The 20,846-nt window shown below is 45.3% G+C and carries 22 protein-coding genes; 20 read left to right on the plus strand and 2 right to left on the minus strand.

Annotation, left to right across the window (positions count from 1 at the left end):
- Positions 1–31 precede the first annotated feature (31 nt).
- The 12 genes from spoIIP to M72_RS10920 all read left to right on the plus strand — a co-directional run bounded on the left by spoIIP (position 32) and on the right by M72_RS10920 (position 13,508).
- Positions 32–1,228 carry a stage II sporulation protein P gene (spoIIP, locus tag M72_RS10865; protein WP_226947253.1) on the plus strand — a complete coding sequence of 399 codons (1,197 nt, stop codon included), beginning with the start codon at positions 32–34 and terminating at the stop codon, positions 1,226–1,228.
- Positions 1,229–1,272: 44 nt separating this feature from the next.
- A complete protein-coding gene (gene udp, locus M72_RS10870; RefSeq protein ID WP_022046460.1) occupies positions 1,273–2,061 on the plus strand; it encodes a uridine phosphorylase in 789 nt (262 codons plus the stop codon).
- Complete coding sequence (locus M72_RS10875) at positions 2,045–2,497, plus strand: cytidine deaminase (RefSeq protein ID WP_022046459.1); 453 nt, start codon at positions 2,045–2,047, stop codon at positions 2,495–2,497. The genes udp and M72_RS10875 overlap by 17 nt, the downstream gene beginning before the upstream one ends.
- A 3-nt stretch (positions 2,498–2,500) precedes the next feature.
- The gene (locus M72_RS10880; protein ID WP_055068236.1) at positions 2,501–3,691 is read left to right on the plus strand and encodes a phosphopentomutase; all 1,191 of its coding nucleotides are present in this window, start codon (positions 2,501–2,503) and stop codon (positions 3,689–3,691) included.
- 24 nt (positions 3,692–3,715) lie between these two features.
- Positions 3,716–4,729, plus strand: coding sequence for an adenosine deaminase (gene add, locus M72_RS10885; RefSeq protein WP_055068237.1), 1,014 nt, complete (start codon positions 3,716–3,718; stop codon positions 4,727–4,729).
- Between the two features lie 102 nt (positions 4,730–4,831).
- Positions 4,832–6,643 (plus strand): translation elongation factor 4, encoded by a 1,812-nt coding sequence (gene lepA, locus M72_RS10890; protein ID WP_022046456.1) that lies wholly within the window; start codon positions 4,832–4,834, stop codon positions 6,641–6,643.
- A 4-nt stretch (positions 6,644–6,647) separates the two neighbouring features.
- The gene (gene hemW / locus M72_RS10895; RefSeq protein ID WP_055068274.1) at positions 6,648–7,886 is read left to right on the plus strand and encodes a radical SAM family heme chaperone HemW; all 1,239 of its coding nucleotides are present in this window, start codon (positions 6,648–6,650) and stop codon (positions 7,884–7,886) included.
- Positions 7,887–8,042: 156 nt separating this feature from the next.
- Positions 8,043–9,104, plus strand: a complete 1,062-nt coding sequence (hrcA, locus tag M72_RS10900) for a heat-inducible transcriptional repressor HrcA (protein WP_022046454.1) — start codon at positions 8,043–8,045, stop codon at positions 9,102–9,104.
- A gap of 13 nt (positions 9,105–9,117) precedes the next feature.
- Positions 9,118–9,753, plus strand: coding sequence for a nucleotide exchange factor GrpE (gene grpE / locus M72_RS10905; protein WP_055068238.1), 636 nt, complete (start codon positions 9,118–9,120; stop codon positions 9,751–9,753).
- A gap of 87 nt (positions 9,754–9,840) precedes the next feature.
- Positions 9,841–11,745, plus strand: a complete 1,905-nt coding sequence (dnaK, locus tag M72_RS10910) for a molecular chaperone DnaK (RefSeq protein WP_022046452.1) — start codon at positions 9,841–9,843, stop codon at positions 11,743–11,745.
- A gap of 76 nt (positions 11,746–11,821) precedes the next feature.
- The gene (dnaJ, locus tag M72_RS10915) at positions 11,822–12,991 is read left to right on the plus strand and encodes a molecular chaperone DnaJ (RefSeq protein WP_022046451.1); all 1,170 of its coding nucleotides are present in this window, start codon (positions 11,822–11,824) and stop codon (positions 12,989–12,991) included.
- Positions 12,992–13,028: 37 nt separating this feature from the next.
- Positions 13,029–13,508, plus strand: a complete 480-nt coding sequence (locus tag M72_RS10920) for a molecular chaperone DnaJ (RefSeq protein WP_141652731.1) — start codon at positions 13,029–13,031, stop codon at positions 13,506–13,508.
- 57 nt (positions 13,509–13,565) lie between these two features.
- On the opposite strand, the gene M72_RS10925 is transcribed toward M72_RS10920, so the two are convergent.
- The gene (locus tag M72_RS10925; protein ID WP_022046449.1) at positions 13,566–13,784 is read right to left on the minus strand and encodes a hypothetical protein; all 219 of its coding nucleotides are present in this window, start codon (positions 13,782–13,784) and stop codon (positions 13,566–13,568) included.
- Between the two features lie 152 nt (positions 13,785–13,936).
- Between M72_RS10925 and prmA the strand changes: the two genes are divergently transcribed.
- Genes prmA through thiI form a run of 4 tightly spaced genes read left to right on the plus strand, consistent with a single transcriptional unit; the run spans position 13,937 to position 18,006 of the window.
- On the plus strand, positions 13,937–14,896 hold the full coding sequence (gene prmA / locus M72_RS10930; RefSeq protein ID WP_022046448.1) for a 50S ribosomal protein L11 methyltransferase: 960 nt from the start codon (positions 13,937–13,939) through the stop codon (positions 14,894–14,896).
- Positions 14,897–14,905: 9 nt separating this feature from the next.
- Positions 14,906–15,640: a 16S rRNA (uracil(1498)-N(3))-methyltransferase gene (locus M72_RS10935; protein ID WP_055068240.1), complete on the plus strand. Its 735-nt coding sequence runs from the start codon at positions 14,906–14,908 to the stop codon at positions 15,638–15,640.
- Positions 15,641–15,651: 11 nt separating this feature from the next.
- Positions 15,652–16,806: a cysteine desulfurase family protein gene (locus M72_RS10940; RefSeq protein ID WP_055068241.1), complete on the plus strand. Its 1,155-nt coding sequence runs from the start codon at positions 15,652–15,654 to the stop codon at positions 16,804–16,806.
- 15 nt (positions 16,807–16,821) lie between these two features.
- Positions 16,822–18,006: a tRNA uracil 4-sulfurtransferase ThiI gene (gene thiI, locus M72_RS10945; RefSeq protein ID WP_055068242.1), complete on the plus strand. Its 1,185-nt coding sequence runs from the start codon at positions 16,822–16,824 to the stop codon at positions 18,004–18,006.
- A 75-nt stretch (positions 18,007–18,081) separates the two neighbouring features.
- Here thiI and M72_RS10950 read toward each other — a convergent pair whose 3' ends face one another.
- Positions 18,082–18,318: an HPr family phosphocarrier protein gene (locus M72_RS10950; RefSeq protein WP_055068243.1), complete on the minus strand. Its 237-nt coding sequence runs from the start codon at positions 18,316–18,318 to the stop codon at positions 18,082–18,084.
- Between the two features lie 118 nt (positions 18,319–18,436).
- Between M72_RS10950 and mtaB the strand changes: the two genes are divergently transcribed.
- From mtaB to M72_RS10970, 4 genes are all read left to right on the plus strand, one after another.
- Positions 18,437–19,744 (plus strand): tRNA (N(6)-L-threonylcarbamoyladenosine(37)-C(2))-methylthiotransferase MtaB, encoded by a 1,308-nt coding sequence (gene mtaB / locus M72_RS10955; RefSeq protein ID WP_055068244.1) that lies wholly within the window; start codon positions 18,437–18,439, stop codon positions 19,742–19,744.
- Between the two features lie 79 nt (positions 19,745–19,823).
- The gene (locus M72_RS10960; protein WP_022046443.1) at positions 19,824–20,087 is read left to right on the plus strand and encodes an IreB family regulatory phosphoprotein; all 264 of its coding nucleotides are present in this window, start codon (positions 19,824–19,826) and stop codon (positions 20,085–20,087) included.
- A gap of 17 nt (positions 20,088–20,104) precedes the next feature.
- Positions 20,105–20,542 carry a Holliday junction resolvase RuvX gene (ruvX, locus tag M72_RS10965; RefSeq protein ID WP_022046442.1) on the plus strand — a complete coding sequence of 146 codons (438 nt, stop codon included), beginning with the start codon at positions 20,105–20,107 and terminating at the stop codon, positions 20,540–20,542.
- A 19-nt stretch (positions 20,543–20,561) separates the two neighbouring features.
- A complete protein-coding gene (locus tag M72_RS10970; protein ID WP_022046441.1) occupies positions 20,562–20,825 on the plus strand; it encodes a DUF1292 domain-containing protein in 264 nt (87 codons plus the stop codon).
- The last annotated feature ends 21 nt before the right edge of the window (positions 20,826–20,846 follow it).

A 20,846-nucleotide genomic window follows, 5' to 3' on the forward strand; every position in this document is an offset into this window, starting at 1 on the left:
AGGCATATAATTCTCTCAAGGTGGTGATAGGGTGAGGAGACGATTGCTTCTTTTTCTGGTGACGATAGATTTTGTGCTGGTCTGCGCTTTTGCGTATTGCTGGGGTGGCGGACTGGTGCAGTTTCTGGGGCAGAATCTGTCCCTGAAATTTTATAACGGAGTGCTTAATCTTTATGTGCCGGGGGTACTGGGGGCGCAGGAGGAAGGAATTCCGAATATATACCGGGATGTGACGGCTTCCATGTATCCAGCAATTGCACAAAACGAGCAGCGGCTGTGGTATGAATCACAGGAGGAAAACCTGGCGTATTATGAGAATCAGGCAGCAGAGGAAAACGAACAGGCAAAGCAGATCATTGCGGAAAATGAAAAGGCGGTAACGGAACAGCCAGTGCAGCAGGAAAGTCAGAATGTGGACGAGACTCCGACACAAAAAGAGTCCAAAAAGCCGGAGAAAAAAACAGAAACTTCCGGGAAAAAAGTTTCTGTCAACCGCAAAAAACTGCAGGATTTTGATTATCTGAGACAGACCTTTTATCAGGTTGATAATACAACGACCATCGGGAAAAATCAGCTGGACGTGGATAAGCTGATGAAACCGGATCTAAGGATTGACCAGTCGGTGGACGGCCCGCAGATTTTAATTTATCATACCCATTCCCAGGAACGGTATGCCGATTCAAAAGATGAAAAAACGGGTGTTGTCGGAGTGGGAGATTATCTGACGGAATTGTTGGAAGAGGAAGGATTTCAAGTCATGCATCATAAAGGAGAATACGATGTGGGCGACCGGGATCATGCATATTCCAAGGCAGCCCCGTCGATTCAGAAAATCATAAATGATAATCCATCGATTCAGGTAGTGATCGATTTACATAGAGACGGCGTGGGAGAAAACACGCGTCTGGTGACAACGCAAAACGGAAAAAAGATGGCAAAGATCATGTTTTTTAACGGACTGAGCAGAACAACGGCTTCCGGGGATATTCCGTATTTAAAAAATCCGTATATTTCCGATAATCTGGCGTTTTCGTTTCAGATGCAGCTTGCCGCTGCGGAATATTATCCGGATTTTACAAGGCGAATTTATCTAAAAGGGTACCGCTTTAATATGCATTTCTGCCCGAAGAGTATGCTGGTGGAAGTGGGCGCACAGACGAATACGTTTGAGGAAGCAAAAAATGCGATGGAACCACTTGCAGATCTGTTTGCAAAAGTGTTGAAATAACGGCTGTAAATGTTACAATGTACTTATATGAGGAGGGCATTTTTATGGTTGATTATACAGAAGGCTCAGGCAGACAGTATCACACAGGCGTGGGACCGCAGGACATAGGTAAGTATGTGATCCTGCCGGGAGATCCCAAACGATGTGCAAAGATTGCGGAATTTTTAACGGATGCAAAGCAGGTGGCAGATAACCGGGAATTTACGACTTACACCGGAACGTTAGATGGCGTCAGGGTGAGTGTGACTTCCACCGGAATCGGCGGACCGTCGGCTGCGATTGCCATCGAGGAGCTTTCCAAATGCGGTGCACACACGTTTTTGCGTGTAGGCACCTGCGGCGGAATGCAGGAAAATATACTTGGCGGAGATCTGGTGATTGCAGACGGAGCGATCCGGATGGAGGGGACAAGCCGCGAGTATGCACCGGTCGAATATCCGGCTGTCCCGGATTTTACAGTGACTACTGCACTGGTACAGGCAGCAAAAAAACGCGGGATACGTCATCATGTCGGCGTTGTACAGAGCAAGGATTCCTTTTTCGGACAGCATGAGCCGCAGATTATGCCGGTAAGTTATGAGCTCACGCAGAAATGGCAGGCATGGCTTAGGATGGGATGTCTGGCATCGGAGATGGAATCGGCGGCGCTTTTTATTGCCGGAAGTTTTTTGCATGTGCGTGTGGGCGCCTGCTTTCTTGTCCTTGCCAATCAGGAGCGGGAAAAAAGGGGGCTGCCGAACGTGCAGGTGCATGATACAACGCAGGCAATCGCTACAACTGTGGATGCCATCCGGTTGCTGATACAGGAGGATAAAGATGCAGACAGATTATAAAGAACTGATCCGGAGTGCGTTTCAGGCGAGAAAGCGGGCGTATACACCGTATTCCCGTTTTCAGGTGGGTGCGGCTCTTCTGGCCAAAAACGGAACTGTGTATCAGGGATGCAATATAGAAAATGCTTCCTATCCTGCAACAAACTGTGCCGAACGTACGGCATTTTACAAGGCGGTCAGTGAGGGTGTGCGGGAATTTCAGGCGATTGCAATCGTTGGTGGAAGTGTTTTGTACCCAAAAACGGCAGAGGAAAACCAATGTACGGATCTTTGCAGTCCGTGTGGAATCTGCAGACAGGTGATGCGGGAATTCTGTCCGGGAGATTTTGAGATTGTACTTGCAAGGTCCCAGGAGGACTATGAAGTACACACGCTGGAGGAACTGCTGCCTCTTAGTTTTGGACCGGAAAATCTTAAGAAACAGGGAGGGGAGTAAATCATGGACAGACGATTGAAACGTGTTTTTGTAATAGTACTCGATTCGATGGGAATGGGAGCGATGGCAGATGCCGCACGCTTCGGAGATGAAGGTGCCGATACATTGGGGCATATTTCACAGACCGTGGAACATTTTTATATTCCAAATCTGGCATCTTTAGGGCTGGCAAACCTGAAATCCTTAAAACAGGTACAGCCGCAGGAACATCCACTTGGATATTATGCGGCACTGAATGAAAAAAGCAACGGAAAAGACACCATGACCGGACACTGGGAGATGATGGGGATTGAAACAAAAAAGCCTTTCATCACCTTTACGGAACATGGATTTCCGCCGGAGCTGATCGCAGAACTGGAAAAAAGATGCGGCAGAAAAATTATAGGAAACCGGGCGGAAAGCGGAACAAAGATTTTAGAGGAACTCGGCGAGCAGGAAATCAGGGAAGGAAAGCTGATCGTGTACACATCGGCAGATTCGGTTCTGCAGATCTGCGGGAACGAGGAGACGATGGGATTAGAGACCCTGTATCATTACTGTGAGATTGCCAGGGAACTGACGATGCGTGATGAGTGGAGGGTGGGACGCGTGATCGCCCGCCCGTATGTGGGAAAGAAAAAAGGCGAGTTTGTCAGAACCAGTAACCGCAGGGATTATGCGTTGAAACCGACCGGGCCAACAGCATTAAATGCGCTTCAGGAAGCCGGATATGACGTGCTGGCAGTCGGAAAGATCCATGATATTTTTGACGGATACGGAATTACAAAAAGTCTGCATTCGACCAGCAGTGTCCATGGGATGGACCAGACCATTGCGCTGGCCCAATCCGATTTCTGCGGTTTGTGCTTTACCAATCTGGTCGATTTTGATGCCCTGTGGGGACACCGGAGAAATCCGATCGGATACGGAGAGGAAATCGAGAGGTTTGACAAAAAGCTCGGAGAACTTATGCCACTGCTTAAAAAAGAGGATCTGCTGATGATCACGGCGGACCATGGAAACGATCCAACGTATAAGGGAACGGATCACACAAGAGAGCAGGTGCCGCTGCTTTTGTATTCGCCATCCGATCAGAGAAGCGGGTCGCTCCCGACACAGGATACATTTGCGGTGATCGGGGCGACCATTGCGGATAATTTTGGAGTGCAGATGCCGGCAAATACGATCGGCACATCACTTCTTCCGTTGTTATAGTTTGCAGAAGAGAGGGAAAAGCCGATGATGAATCGATTTATTGCACACAATATGCCAAAAATAGAGCTGCACTGTCATCTGGACGGTTCGATGAGCCTGCCCCTGATCCAGAAACTGATGCAGCAGGAGGGGAAAGAGCCGCTGGGGCTGGAAGAACTGCGGGAAAAACTGGTGGCACCGATGGACTGCAGTTCACTGGCAGAGTATCTGGAGAAGTTTGAACTGCCGCTTGGCTGCCTGCAGACGAAGGAGGGACTTTCGGCAGCAGCACAGGATCTGGCACTTTCTGCAGCAAAAGAACAGGTCAAATATCTGGAAGTGCGTTTTGCACCTGCATTTTCCATGGAGCAGGGGCTTTCGGTCCGGGAAATCTTAGAGAGCGTCCGGGATGGCCTGAAAAAAGCAGAAGAAAAAGCGGACATCCTGACCGGAATGATTGTCTGCACCATGCGCAATCTGGAAACCGAAAAAAATATTGCCATGTTAAAAGAAGCGCGGGAATTTCTCGGAAACGGTGTCGTTGCCTGTGATCTGGCAGGGGATGAAAAGGCGTACCCGACAGCAGCGTTTGCGGATGTATTTGCCACTGCAAAAAAATATGGCATGCCATATACCATCCATGCAGGAGAATGTGGAAGCAGGGAAGAAATCCGTACGGCCATTGAACTGGGAGCATCGCGGATCGGTCACGGGATTGCTATGAGTGGGGACGAAGAGCTAAAGAAGATAGTTGCAGAGAAAAAGATTGGAGTGGAACTGTGTCCGACGAGTAATTTGCAGACAAAGGCGGTCACGGATTTTACAAACTATCCGTTTAGGGAATTTTACGATGCCGGAATTTTGCTTTCCATCAATACGGACAACCGTACCGTCAGCGATACCTGCTGTACGGATGAATATATGCGTCTGGCAGAAACAGGGATGTTTCAAGAGCCGATGTGTGAGAAAATTTATATGGCTTCGCTGCATTCGGCATTTGCGGACGATGATACCAAACAGGTATTATGGAAAAAGTGGATGTCAATGTTTGATTTATAGGACTGTTTTCGGTATAATGTAACATTGCGTAGGTTCTATCAGCATCTGATGGACCGTACTTATCAAACGATAAATTATAGTAGAAAGAAAAAGAGGAATAAGATGTCAATCGATCAGAGCAAAATTCGTAATTTTTGTATTATTGCCCATATTGATCACGGTAAGTCTACACTTGCGGATCGAATCATAGAAAAAACAGGAACGCTGACCAGCCGTGAGATGCAGGCACAGGTTCTCGATAATATGGATCTGGAGCGTGAGAGGGGAATCACGATCAAATCCCAGGCAGTGCGCATCATTTATCAGGCAAAGGATGGAGAGGAATATATTTTTAACCTGATTGATACGCCGGGACACGTGGATTTTAATTATGAAGTATCCCGGAGTCTTGCAGCGTGTGATGGTGCCATCCTGGTTGTGGATGCCGCACAGGGGGTGGAAGCCCAGACACTTGCCAATGTCTATCTGGCACTGGATCATGATCTGGATGTGCTTCCGGTCATCAATAAGATTGATCTGCCGAGTGCACGCCCGGAAGAGGTCGCACAGGAAATCGAGGATGTGATCGGTATCGAGGCGATGGATGCTCCGCGTATTTCTGCAAAGACCGGACTGAATATTGAGGAAGTGCTTGAACAGATCGTGACAAAGATTCCGGCACCTGCCGGAGATCCGAAGGCACCGCTTAAGGCGTTGATCTTCGATGCGCTGTATGATTCCTATAAGGGGGTAATTGTTTTCTGCCGGATCAAGGAAGGTACCGTCAAAGTGGGAACCAAAATCAAAATGATGGCCACAGGAGCCGAGGATCTGGTGACAGAAGTGGGATATTTCGGTGCCGGGCAGTTTATTCCGTGTGACGAGCTTTCCGCAGGTATGGTTGGATATATCGCGGCGAGCATTAAAAATGTGCGCGATACACGTGTCGGAGACACTGTGACAGAGCTCGACCGCCCGTGTGCAGAACCGCTTCCGGGATATAAAAAGGTCAATCCGATGGTGTACTGCGGATTATATCCGGCAGACTCTGCCAAGTATCCGGATCTGCGGGATGCGCTTGAAAAACTGCAGGTCAATGATGCATCGTTACAGTATGAACCGGAGACGTCCCTTGCCCTGGGATTTGGATTCCGCTGCGGATTCCTTGGATTACTGCATCTTGAGATTATTCAGGAGCGTTTAGAGCGTGAGTTTAATCTGGATCTTGTGACTACGGCACCCGGTGTTATTTATAAGGTGCACAAGACCAACGGAGAAGTGTTTGACCTGACCAATCCGTCCAATCTGCCGGACCCTTCGGAGATTGAATATATGGAGGAACCGTTTGTATCGGCAGAGATCATGGTAACCAGCGAGTATGTCGGGGCAATTATGAAGCTTTGTCAGGAACGCCGCGGTATTTATATCAGCATGGATTATATTGAAGCAACCCGTGCCGTGATCAAATATGATATGCCACTGAATGAGATTATTTACGATTTCTTTGATGCATTAAAGTCGCGGTCCCGCGGATATGCCTCTTTTGATTATGAAATGAAAGGATATGTCCGTTCCGACCTTGTCAAACTGGATATTCTTATTAATAAGGAGATGGTGGACGCCTTATCCTTTATTGTATTCAAAGACAGTGCATACGACAGAGGCCGTAAAATGTGTGAGCGTCTGAAAGAAGAGATTCCGAGACATCTGTTTGAAATCCCGATTCAGGCAGCCGTAAACGGAAAAGTCATCGCTCGTGAAACGGTTAAGGCCATGCGCAAGGATGTCCTGGCAAAATGTTACGGCGGTGATATTTCCCGTAAGAAAAAGCTTCTGGAGAAACAGAAGGAAGGAAAGAAGAGAATGCGTCAGGTCGGTAGCGTAGAAGTGCCGCAGGAGGCATTCATGAGTGTATTGAAACTGGATGAAGACTGATTCTATGAATGAAAAGAAACTGGAATTATATATTCATATCCCTTTTTGCGTGAAAAAGTGTGATTACTGTGATTTCCTGTCCTTTCCGGCAGACAGCAATACACAGATCAGATATGTGCATGCCCTGCTGCAGGAAATCCGTTATTACGGAAATCTGCTTGGGGATTATCATGTCCCGACAATTTATATAGGAGGGGGCACGCCGAGCTGGCTGGAGGAAAATCTGATTTACACCGTGCTGCAGCAGGTTGCTTCGAGTTTTCATGTGGAGGCGGATGCGGAGATCAGCATCGAGTGCAATCCGGGAACGGTGACGGCAAAGAAACTGAATGTCTATCAGAGTGCGGGGATCAACCGCCTCTCGATCGGACTGCAGTCAACAAACAATGAGGAGCTGAAAGCACTTGGAAGAATTCACACGTATGATCAGTTTTTAAAAACGTATGAGCTGGCGAGAAATGCAGGGTTTGAAAATATCAATATTGATCTGATGAGCGGTCTGCCTTACCAGACGCTGGACAAATTTTTAGAATCCCTGCAGACGGTGATCCGCCTGAAACCGGAACATATTTCGGCATATTCCCTGATCATAGAAAAGGGGACACCGTTTTATGAACGGTATAAGTTTGACGCAGTGAAGCAGGAAGCGGGGATTCATACAGAGATTCTTCCGGACGAGGATGAGGTATACCGCATTTATAAGGCCACGCAGGATGTATTGAAACAGGCAGGATACCGGCAGTATGAAATCTCTAATTTTGCCCAGCCGGGGTATGCCTGCAGACATAACATCGGCTACTGGACCAGAGAAAATTATCTGGGGCTGGGGCTGGGGGCATCTTCCCTGGTGGAAAATGTCCGGTATACCAACACCCGGCAGCTGTATGCGTATGGAGAATTTTGTGACCACCTGCAGGAGAAGTCTCCGGCAGAGTTTTTAAAAGACGGGGAGCATGCCGTACCAGAGGATCTCTGGATTGGCAGCTGTGTACAGGAACAGGCACAGATTCTGACAAGAAAAGAGCAGATGGAGGAATTTATGTTTTTGGGGCTGCGGATGAATGAGGGAGTAACCAGAGCAGCGTTTGAGCAAAGCTTTGGGGTACCGATTGAGGCCGTGTATCTGGAAACACTTCGCAAGCTGAAAGAACAGGGACTTTTGCAGATGGTTGCTGGCAGGATTGCACTGACCGACAAGGGGATGGATCTGGCCAACTACGTGATGGCGAAGTTTCTTTTATAAAATATAATTATAAAATAAAAATAAAATAGCATCAGGGTGTTGACAAAAAAACACCTTGGTGCTATTTTAATAACAGAACGATATTAGCACTCTAAGTAAATGAGTGCTAACAAACCAAAAACAACCGGTGAAGGTTCAGGAACAGGAGACGGGAAAATGGCAGACGAGAATATGGAATTGGATGAAAGAAAAGTAAAAATTCTGGATGCAGTTATCCGTAATTATCTTGCAACCGGTGAACCTGTGGGATCACGAACCATTTCAAAATATACGGATCTGAATTTAAGTTCTGCAACCATCCGCAATGAGATGGCAGATCTTGAAGAACTTGGTTATATCGTGCAGCCACATACATCAGCAGGAAGAATTCCTTCAGACAAAGGCTATCGGTTTTATGTGGATCATCTGATGCAGGAAAAAGACCGGGAAGTCAAAGAAATGAAGGACTTCGTAATAGAAAAAACCCAGAAGATGGATGAGGTATTAAAAAAGGTTGCAAAGATGCTTGCAAACAACACCAATTATGCGACAATTGTTTCCGCACCGACTTACAGTGGAAACAAAGTAAAGTTTATGCAGCTGTCCAATGTAGATGAGAAACATATACTGGCAGTTATCGTAATGAACAGCAACATGGTAAAGAATCAGATGATCGACGTGGAAGAACCGCTCGACAACGAAACTTTACTGAAACTGAACATTCTGCTGAATACAGCATTGAATGGGCTGTCGCTGCAGGAAATCAATCTGGGAACGATTTCCAAACTGAAAGAGCAGGCAGGCGTGCACAGTGAGATTGTTTCCCATGTGCTGGATGCACTGGGACAGACACTGAGTGAAAACGAGGATCTGCAGATCTACACAAGCGGTGCAACCAATATTTTGAAATATCCGGAACTTTCTGATTCAGAGAGTGCGGCAGGTCTTCTTTCCACATTTGAGGAAAAAGATGAGCTGGTAAATCTGGTAACGGAATCCCTTTCTGAGGGGGAGAGCAAAGGAAATGAAATACAGGTTTATATCGGAAATGAAGCTCCGGTACAGACAATGAAAGATTGCAGTGTCGTTACCGCAACTTATGATCTGGGGGAGGGCGTCAAAGGAACGATCGGAATTGTTGGTCCGAAACGGATGGATTACGAGAATGTTGTTGACAACCTCAAAAACTTAAAGTCCCAGTTAGACGGTATTTTTGATAAAGAAAAAGGGCAATCCTAGAAAGGTGGTAAACATGGCAGAGAACAAAAAAGTCATGGAAGAAGAGGCAGTAGATACAAAAGAAACCAAGGCCGAACAGACATGTGAAGAAACAAAGGACACAAAGGAGACGGCGGCAGAGGAAGCAAAAGAAACTGCAGCCGAAGAAAAGGATACAAAGAAAGAAGAGAAATCCGAAAAAAAGGGTGCCTTTGGAAAGAAAAAGAAAGATAAAAAAGACGAACAGATCGAAGATTTAAACGACCGTCTGAAACGTCAGATGGCAGAGTTTGATAATTTCCGTAAACGTACGGAAAAAGAAAAAGCGCAGATGTTTGACATGGGAGCAAGAACAATCATTGAAAAGATTCTCCCGGTTATCGACAATTTCGAGCGTGGGCTTGCAGCTGTACCAGAGGAACAAAAGGATGATGCTTTTGTTACCGGTATGGATAAAGTATATAAGCAGATGCTGACAGAATTAGATGCCATCGGGGTGAAACCGATTGAGGCACTGGGAAAGGAATTTGATCCGGATCTCCACAATGCAGTTATGCAGGTGGAAAGCGAAGAGTATGAACCGGGAACAGTTGCCCAGGAATTACAAAAAGGTTACACCTACAAGGACAATGTGGTCCGCCACAGTATGGTCGCTGTAGTCAGCGAATAAAGGTATTTCCTATTTCGCATGGAGTAGTAAATCATAAATTAGCAAAACAATTTTATTTGATCATAATTTTAGCAGGAGGAAAAGAAAATGGGCAAGATCATTGGTATTGACTTAGGAACAACCAACAGCTGTGTAGCTGTTATGGAAGGTGGAAAACCTACCGTTATTGCAAACCAGGAAGGTGCAAGAACAACACCATCCGTTGTAGCATTTACAAAGACAGGAGAGCGTCTCATCGGTGAGCCGGCAAAGCGTCAGGCTGTTACAAACGCTGAGAAGACGATTTCTTCCATTAAGAGACATATGGGTACGGATTATAAAGTAGCCATTGATGACAAACAGTACAGTCCACAGCAGATTTCCGCTATGGTACTTCAGAAATTAAAGGCTGATGCAGAAGGATACCTTGGAGAAAAGGTTACAGAAGCTGTTATTACAGTTCCTGCATATTTCAACGATGCACAGCGTCAGGCAACCAAGGATGCCGGAAAGATTGCAGGTCTGGATGTAAAGCGTATCATCAACGAGCCTACTGCAGCAGCACTTGCATATGGCCTTGATAACGAAAAAGAACAGAAGATCATGGTATATGACCTTGGTGGTGGTACATTTGATGTATCTATCATTGAGATCGGTGACGGTGTCATCGAAGTATTATCTACCAACGGTGATACACATCTTGGTGGTGATGATTTTGATAACAAGATCACACAGTGGATGATCGATGAGTTTAAGAAGGCAGAGGGTGTTGATCTTTCTACCGACAAGATGGCTTTACAGAGATTAAAAGAAGCTGCCGAGAAAGCAAAGAAGGAACTTTCTTCCGCAACTACTACAAATATTAACTTACCATTCATCACAGCTACTGCTGAGGGACCAAAGCACTTTGATATGAACCTCACCAGAGCAAAATTTGATGAATTAACACATGATCTCGTAGAGAGAACTGCAGTACCGGTACAGAACGCTATGAAGGATGCAGGTCTTACAAATGCAGATTTAGGTCAGGTTCTTCTGGTTGGTGGTTCTACACGTATCCCGGCTGTACAGGATAAGGTAAGACAGATGACAGGCAAAGAGCCAAGCAAGTCCTTAAACCCGGATGAGTGTGTAGCAATCGGTGCTTCTATTCAGGGTGGTAAATTAGCAGGTGATGCAGGTGCCGGCGAGATCTTACTTCTCGATGTAACACCACTGTCACTTTCTATCGAGACCATGGGTGGTATTGCAACCCGTCTGATCGAGAGAAATACTACCATTCCTACGAAGAAGAGCCAGATCTTCTCTACCGCAGCAGATAACCAGACCGCTGTAGATATCAACGTTGTACAGGGTGAGCGTCAGTTCGCAAGAGATAACAAATCTCTCGGACAGTTCCGTCTGGATGGTATCCCGCCAGCACGTCGTGGTGTTCCACAGATCGAGGTTACATTCGATATCGATGCAAACGGTATTGTAAATGTATCTGCCAAGGATCTTGGAACAGGCAAAGAGCAGCATATCACAATCACAGCCGGATCTAACATGTCAGATGAAGAAATCGATAAGGCTGTTAAGGAAGCTGCTGAGTTTGAAGCGCAGGATAAGAAGAGAAAAGAAGCAATCGATGCCAGAAATGAAGCTGAGAGCTTTGTATTCCAGACAGAGGATGCATTAAAGCAGGTAGGAGATCAGGTTGATCCTGCAGACAAGTCAGCAGTAGAAGCTGATGTTGCAGCAGTAAAGGCTTTCCTGGATGCACACAAGGAAGCAGAGCAGATGACAGATGCAGATGTTGCGGAATTAAAGGCAGCACAGGAGAAACTGACACAGAGTGCACAGAAGGTATTTGCAAAGATGTATGAGCAGGCACAGGCAGCACAGGGTGCAACAGGCGCAGGTCCGAATCCGGGAGCAGGTCCTGATATGGGTTCTGCAGCAGGAGCAAACACCGGAGCAGGAGCAAATGGTGCAGATGATGATGTCATCGATGCAGATTTCAAAGAGGTTTAATTTAGAAAATAAATAGACAAAGCGTGGGGTTTCCGGTTTTCCGGAAACCCTATGCGTACTATAAGGGATTAATATTATGGCAGAGAAAAGAGATTATTACGAGGTCCTTGGAATTCCAAAGACCGCAACGGAAGCAGAAATAAAAAAAGCTTTCCGTACAACCGCCAAGAAGTATCATCCGGATATGCATCCGGGAGATAAAGAGTGTGAGGAAAAATTTAAGGAAGCGCAGGAGGCATATGCCGTTTTGAGCGATCCGGAAAAGCGCAGACAGTATGATCAGTTTGGTCATGCCGCGTTTGATGGAGGCGCCGGCGGTGCAGGCGGATTCGATTTTTCCGGCATGGATATGGGAGATATCTTTGGCGATATTTTCGGAGACTTTTTCGGTGGCGGAAGACGAAACAGTAACAATAACGGACCGGCGCAAGGCGCAAGTGTACGTCTTACCGTCCGTATTACGTTTGAAGAAGCTGTGTTTGGATGTTCTAAGGAACTTGAGTTCCCGTATAAAGAAGAATGTAAGACCTGTCACGGAACTGGGGCAAAACCGGGAACTTCACCGGAAACCTGCAGCAAGTGCGGGGGAAAAGGGAAAGTGGTATATTCCCAGCAGTCTTTGTTTGGCATGATGCAGAATGTGCAGACCTGTCCGGATTGCGGCGGTACCGGTAAGGTGATCCGTGAAAAATGTCCGGATTGCCGGGGAACGGGATATATCTCAAAGAAAGTACGAAAGACTGTAGAGATTCCGGCCGGAATTGATAATGGACAGTCTGTTCGTGTCAGAGGTTACGGAGAACCGGGACGAAACGGAGGTCCGAGAGGAGATCTTCTGGTAGAAGTTCTTGTTTCCAGAAGCAATGCGTTTGAACGTCAGGACATGAATATATTTTCCAATGCTTCGATTTCCTTTGGTATTGCAGCATTGGGCGGGGATATCCGTATCAGGACGGTGGACGGAGATATCATCTATACCGTTGCACCGGGTACCCAGAGCGGAACGAGAATCCGCCTGAAGGGCAAAGGAGTACCATCGATCCGAAACAAGGCAGTACGTGGAGACCATTATGTAACACTGATTGTCAACACACCGACGGGCTTAAACAAAGAGGCAAAAGAGGCGTTGCGTAAATTTGATGAATTGACGGGAAATTCCCTGAATAAAGAGGGCGGAGCACAGACCGGAAAAGAAAAAAAGAAGGGTTTTATGGACAAAATCAAAGAATCTTTCGATGAACATTAGTACAAATCGCCTATAGTAATCTGGTACAAAGTATTGTATGATGAGTCTGTTAGTATTATTGGCAGCATGTGTGTACGGATACGGAGGCATGTGGGGGATGACGCTGGAAGAAGAACGTAAAGCTTTGGAGGAGCAGCGCCGCACGCTAGAGCGGGAGAAAAAAGAATTTGCGCGGCGGGTGGAGAATGAGGATCGCCGTCTGGAACAGCAGCAGAAGCTTTTTGACATGAAATTTAAAATACTCGAAGAAGAACTTGTAAAACTTGCAACAGAGAAAGAACATGTGAAGAAGCAGAAAGCTTTCTATCAGCGGGTAAGCGATTTTTCCGTGACAGAAGAGCAGCCTGTTATCAGAGGAGAAATGTTCTTCTCCGGAGTAGAGAGCAGACAGTCCCTTAAGAAACGTTATAAAGACCTGATCAAAATTTATCATCCGGATAATCTGGATGGGGATAAGAATACCGTTCAGGAAATTAACAGTGAGTATCATAAGCTTTGTGCTGTGTACAAAAATTAAAACAGCCATACGGTCTGTTCGCAGACCGTATGGCTGTTTTATGCATGTTTAACATGTTTAATGTCGTTCCTCATGAAGACGCTTAAAAATCTCCTCCTCTGACATGGCAGTGGCGGACGGAATGTTTTCTTCCATATTGTAGGTTCTCTGTTTTTTGATATAGAGAGTATTGGTGTTCTCTTTATATTCTACATCACTGGTATCAGAAGTATTTCGCTGCCGGTCATCGGTGTTGAATGCTTTCTGAAGTCCTTCTACAAGATTGCGTTTATCCATTTATTGTTTTCTCCTATAACTGTATAACTATCAACTTAACCCCTATATTATAACATGGGTTTTTTTGATGTACAATGTTTTCTTGAAATTTTATTGGAAATAAGGTATGATACATATAGTATGCCTTAGTGTAGAATTGAGAGGATGGTAACATGAAGTGGAAAAAATATACAATTGAGACAACGACCGCAGCAGAGGATTTTATGAGTTCCATGCTGATGGATCTGGGCATTGAGGGAATAGAGATTGAAGACAATATTCCGCTTACCAAAGAAGACCAGGCGGATATGTTTATTGATTTTCTGCCGGAACTTCCTCCGGATGAGGGCATCAGCCATGTGAGCTTTTATGTGGAAGAAGACGGCAGTGATCAGACGGAGATTTTAAAGCAGGTAAAGATCGGACTCGAGAAACTGCGTGACATGGTGGAAGTGGGAAGCGGTGTCATTACATCTTCCGAAACAGAAGATCTTGACTGGATCAATAACTGGAAAAAATATTTTACTTCTTTTACCATTGATGATATATTAATCAAACCGACCTGGGAAGAATTAAAGGAAGAAGACAAAGATAAATTTCTGATTGAGATCGATCCGGGAATTTCTTTCGGAACAGGAAAACATGAAACGACACAGCTTTGCATCCGGCAGTTACAGAAATATGTGGAAGGAAAACATCCGAAAGTACTGGATGTGGGATGTGGCAGTGGAATTTTATCGATTGTGGCATTAAAACTCGGCGCAAGAGAAGTCGTGGGAACGGATCTGGATGCAGACTGCATGACTTCTACAAGGGATAATATGCAGGTAAACCATCTCGATTTGTCTCTGGGAACCTTTTATGTGGGAAATCTGATTGATGATGAAGAACTTCAGGAAAAGGTTGGGACAGAGGAATATGAGATTGTTGTGGCAAATATTTTAGCACCAGTTATCATTGCCATGGCACCGGTCATTCCGGCCAGATTAAAACAGGGTGGTTATTTTATCACTTCCGGCATCATTGATTTTAAGGAAAACGAAGTAAAAGAAGCGATAGAAGCAGCAGGACTTACTGTAGTGGAAATCAATCATCAGGGTGAGTGGGTAAATATTACCGCACAGAAACAGTAGGAGCAGGGTATGTACCAGTTTTTTGTGGAAGATGAACAGGTGCAGCAGGATCGGATCTGCATTGTGGGCGGTGATGTCAATCATATCGGTCATGTGCTGCGCATGAAGACAGGGGAGAAAATCCGCATCAGCGATCAGAGCGGCAGATCGTATTTTTGCCGTATTCTGGAAATTACAGAGGAAGAGGTCTGGGCACAGATAGAGGATACCGATGAAATGGGGACAGAGTTTTCCCATAAGGTGTATCTTTTTCAGGGCCTTCCTAAAAGTGATAAGATGGAACTGATCATACAAAAGACCGTGGAACTTGGTGTCTATACCGTCATACCGGTTGCCATGAAAAACTGTGTGGTAAAGCTGGATGAAAAGAAGGCACAGAGCAAATGTAAGCGGTGGCAGGCAATTGCAGAGAGTGCGGCAAAACAGTCGAAGCGGACCGTGATTCCGCAGATTCAGATGCCACTTTCCTGGAAACAGGCATTGGAAGAGGCAAAGGAGCTGGACGTTGTCCTGGTTCCGTATGAGAATGAAAGAGGCATGGAAGCAACAAGAGAGATCTTTCGCTCGATTCCGGAAGGGGCGTCCATCGGAGTAATGATCGGTCCGGAGGGCGGATTTTCCCCGGAAGAGATTGCGCAGCTGGATAAAGACATGCATCGGATCTCTCTTGGCAGACGTATTTTGCGCACAGAAACAGCAGGAATGGCAACACTTTCCATGCTGATATACGAATTGGATATATAAGAAGGGTAAAAATGGAAGCATATTTGGATAATTCGGCAACGACAAGATGTTGTGAGGAAGCGGCACAGCTGGTGGTAAAATTACTGACGGAGGATTATGGAAATCCATCTTCCCTGCACAACAAAGGCGTGATCGCCGAAAATTATATGAACGATGCAAGAAAAAAAATTGCAAAGACATTAAAGGTACAGGAAAAAGAAATCTGTTTTACGTCAGGTGGTACTGAGTCCAATAATCTTGCAATTATCGGTGTGGCAGAGGCAAACAAGCGAAGTGGAAAACATGTGATAACGACGTCCATTGAACATCCGTCCGTGTCGGCAACGATGGCATATCTGGAGGAACACGGATATGAAGTCACATATCTTCCGGTAGATGCTTATGGTGTGATTTCTCTGGACGATCTGAAAGCGGCAATCCGGCCGGATACCATTCTGGTTTCCCTCATGCAGGTAAATAATGAAATCGGAGCGGTGGAGCCGATCGCGGAAGCGGGGGCACTGATCAAACAGTGTAATCCACAGACGCTTTTTCATGTGGATGCCATTCAGTCCTACGGAAAAATGAGAATTTATCCGGCAAAAATGCATGTAGACCTTCTCTCGGTCAGCGGACATAAGATTCATGGACCGAAAGGAAGCGGATTTTTATATATCAAAGACAAGACGAAAATTCATCCGCTGTTAAACGGAGGCGGACAGCAGAGGGGAATGCGTTCCGGCACGGAAAATGTTCCGGCAATCGCAGGACTTGGCGTAGCAGCGGAACGTATTTATACTGGTTTTGAGGAAAAAATCGACCGGATGTATACCCTGCGAGAGCATTTTATTGAGGAAGTGACAAAAATTCCGGGTGTACACGTCAACGGTCATACCGATCGCAGCAATGCACCGCATATTGTCAGTGTCAGCACGGAAGGTGTGCGCGCGGAAGTATTGCTTCATGCATTAGAGGATAAAGAGATCTATGTGTCAGCGGGAAGTGCATGTTCTTCCAACAAGCCTTCTGTCAGTCATACGCTAAAAAGTATTGGCTTAAAGCCAGAGCTTTTGGATGCAACCATCCGGTTCAGCTTTTGCGTGGAGACAACGGAAGAAGAGATTGATTATGCAGTAAAAGAGATGGCGGCATTGGTTCCGATGCTGCAGAAATATACAAGACATTAGAAAAAGGAGAGCAATATGTATAAATCATTTTTGATTAAATATGCGGAAATTGCCATTAAGGGAAAGAACCGTTATCTGTTTGAGGATGCACTGGTACAGAATATCAGATATCATCTGGAACGTGTAGAGGGAACCTTCCATGTACGCAAGGAAAACGGACGTATCTATGTGGATACGGAAGGAGAATACGATTATGATGAAACTGTAGAAACATTACAGAGGATTTTTGGAATCGTAGGAATCTGTCCGGTAGTATTGGTCGAAGATGAAGGATTTGATGCCCTGGCAAAAGTAGTATGTGACTATGTGGATCGCACATATCCGGACAAAAATTTTACATTTAAGGTGGATGCGCGCCGTGCCAGAAAGAATTATCCGATGACTTCGATGGAGATCAATGCAGCTGTTGGGGAAAAGATTCTTGAAGCATTTCCGGAAACCAGCGTTGACGTACATCATCCGGAGGTGATGATTCATATCGAGATCCGCCCGATGATCAATATTTATTCCACAGAGATCCCGGGACCGGGAGGCATGCCGCTTGGCACAGCAGGTCGTGCAATGCTTCTTTTATCCGGCGGAATCGATTCACCGGTTGCCGGATATATGGTATCTAAACGAGGGGTAACACTTGAAGCGACCTATTTTCATGCACCGCCATACACTAGTGAGCGTGCAAAACAGAAAGTGATTGACCTGGCAAAGAAAGTTGCAAGATATTCCGGACAGATCAAGCTTCATGTGGTGAACTTTACCGATATCCAGCTTTATATTTATGAGAAATGTCCGCATGAGGAACTGACTATCATCATGCGCCGCTATATGATGAAAATTGCAGAGCATTTTGCCGAAGAGGGAAAATGTCTGGGTATGATTACAGGAGAGAGTATCGGGCAGGTGGCAAGCCAGACCATGCAGTCCCTTGCTGTGACCAATGAAGTGTGTCATATGCCGGTATACCGTCCGCTCATTGCCATGGACAAGCAGGATATTGTATCAATCGCAGAAAAAATTGACACATACGAGACGTCCATTCTTCCGTATGAGGATTGTTGTACGATTTTCGTGGCAAAGCATCCGGTTACCAAGCCAAGCTTAAAACATATTAAAAAATCAGAGTGCCGGCTGGAAGAAAAAATAGACGAACTGATGCAGACAGCAATCGATACGACAGAGACGATTCTGGTAGATGCAGAATAATCTGTTTTTGGAAAATTATTTCCGTGAAACAAAAAATCCCCTGTCTGCAATACAGACAGGGGATTTTGTAAGTAATTACTGGGAAATAATGTATGGCTCTAAAGCTTCCAGAATCTCATTCAGATTATCCTCGGTATGGATGGCGAGATCAATCGGCTTGGAAAGATCCAGGCTGAAAATTCCCATGATGGATTTTGCGTCAATGACATATCTGCCGGAAATCAGATCAAAATCGTACTCAAACTGAGAGATGGTATTAACAAATGATTTTACTTTTCCAATAGAATTTAATGAAATCTGTACTGTTTTCATAATGAAAACCTCCTTGAAAATATTCATGAAAAACTCATGCTGTTTATATCTTTGATAGTAATATTTTTTATTGGAAAAGTCAAGAAATGTATGAAGATAATTGTATAAAGGAGTAAAAATGAAAAAAGCAGCATTACACAATCTGGGATGCAAAGTGAATGCATATGAGACAGAAGCTATGCAGCAGATGCTTGAAGAAGCGGGGTACGAAATCGTGCCGTTTTCGGAGAAAGCAGATGTCTATGTGATCAATACCTGTTCCGTAACAAATATGGCAGACCGCAAATCAAGACAAATGCTGCACCGGGCAAAAAAGCGGAATCCGGATGCGGCTGTTGTTGCTGCCGGATGCTATGTACAGACCAAAGAGGATGAGGCAAAATGTGATGAAGCAATTGATATTCTGATCGGAAATAATCAGAAAAAAGAGCTGGTAGAGCGGCTGGATGCTTTCTTTGCGGGCAGAGGAGAAAAGGTGGAGGCTGTGGTGGATATTAACCACGAAAAACAGGCATTTGAGGAGCTGACACTGGATCATGCAGCAGAGCATACCCGCGCGTTTATAAAAGTACAGGATGGCTGTAACCAGTTCTGCAGTTACTGCATTATTCCGTATGCCAGAGGACGGGTGAGAAGCAGAAATGTTCAGAATGTTCTGGAGGAAGTAAAGCGTCTGGCAGCGTCCGGATATCAGGAAGTGGTACTGACCGGAATTCATCTGAGCTCCTACGGGATTGACTGCGGGGAAAGTCTGCTGCATCTGATCCAGATGGTGCATCAGGTGGAGGGAATCCGGCGTATCCGTTTAGGATCGCTGGAACCGAGAATCGTGACGGAAACATTTGCAGAAGAACTGGCAAAGATGGAGAAGATCTGTCCGCATTTTCATCTGTCACTGCAGAGCGGATGCGATGCAACGCTTGCCCGGATGAACCGGAAATATACGACGGAAGAATACGAAAATGCATGCAATATTTTACGGAAAAACTTTACGCATCCGGCAATCACAACGGATGTTATTGTTGGATTTCCTGGAGAGACAGAAGAAGAATTTGCACAGACAAAGGAATATTTAAAACGCATTCATTTTTATGAGATGCATATTTTTAAATATTCCCGACGGCAGGGAACCCGTGCGGCAGTGATGGAACATCAGGTGCCGGAGGAAATCAAGACGAAGCGCAGTGCCCAGCTGCTGGCACTTGCGGAAAGTATGTCGAGGGAATTCCGCGCATATTATGTGGGAAAAGAGGAAGAAGTACTCTTTGAGGAACCAATGGAAGTTGACGGAGAAACGTGGTATACTGGATATACCAAAGAGTATGTAAAGATCGCGGCAAAAACGGCAGAACCGCTTGATAATGTGATGAAAAGGGGAAGAGTGGAAGCGGCTCTGACCGATGAGATTTATCGTATGAAACTATAGCGCTTGTATTTTTCCTCAATTTCGTATACAATAGATGGGACAGGACTTGTTGGAATGAACAAGGGCAGGGACGGCGAATATGGAGAATTTAAATAATACACAATATTTTACAGTACAAAAGGAACCGGAATTACAGGTAAGAGATGTTTTAGAGATCGTATTCCGTGCATTGAGTGAGAAAGGATACAATCCGGTGAATCAGATTGTAGGATATATTATGTCCGGAGATCCGACATATATTACCAGTCATAACAATGCGAGAAGTCTGATCATGAAAGTAGAGCGGGACGAACTTGTAGAAGAAGTTTTACGTGCATACATCAAAAACAATTCCTGGGAATAATCCGGTACGGGAGAATTATGCGGATTTTAGGATTGGATTTCGGTTCAAAGACAGTGGGTGTTGCAGTGAGTGATGCGCTGTTAATTACAGCGCAGGGAGTGGAAATTATCCGAAGGAAAGCTCCAACGAAACTCAGGCAGACACTGGCGCGGATCGAACAGTTGGTAAGCGAGTACGAGGTGGAAAAAATTGTGCTCGGTTACCCGAAAAATATGAACAGTACAGAAGGGGAGCGCTGCGAGAAAACAAAAGAATTCAAGGAAATGCTTGAAAAACGCTGTGGTCTCCCTGTTATTTTATGGGATGAACGGCTGACAACAGTTGCAGCAGACCGTTCGATGATGGAAACAGGAATTCGAAGAGAAAACCGCAAGGAATATGTAGATGAAATTGCGGCTATTTTTATATTACAGGGATATCTGGATTATCTTTCAAATCATCCAGAAGAAAAATAAAAATACAAGGAAAAAATAAATGGAAAAAATTCAGTTTACAGATCCGGACACCAATGAGGTGGTGGAATTTGCTGTGGAAGAACAGACACAGCTGAATGGAATCAGATACTTACTTGTCTCTGATGGCAATGAAAACGGGGACAGTGAAGCATATATATTAAAAGAAATAAAGACACAGGATGAGGAAGTATTTTACGAGATGGTAGATGATGATACAGAGTTTGCTGCACTCGCGAAAATATTTGCTGAACTTGCGGATGAAGAAACACAGCTTTTATATTAGAGCGGAATATTATATTTGGAG

This window comes from Roseburia faecis, assembly GCF_001406815.1.
GTDB classification, from domain to species: domain Bacteria; phylum Bacillota; class Clostridia; order Lachnospirales; family Lachnospiraceae; genus Roseburia; species Roseburia faecis.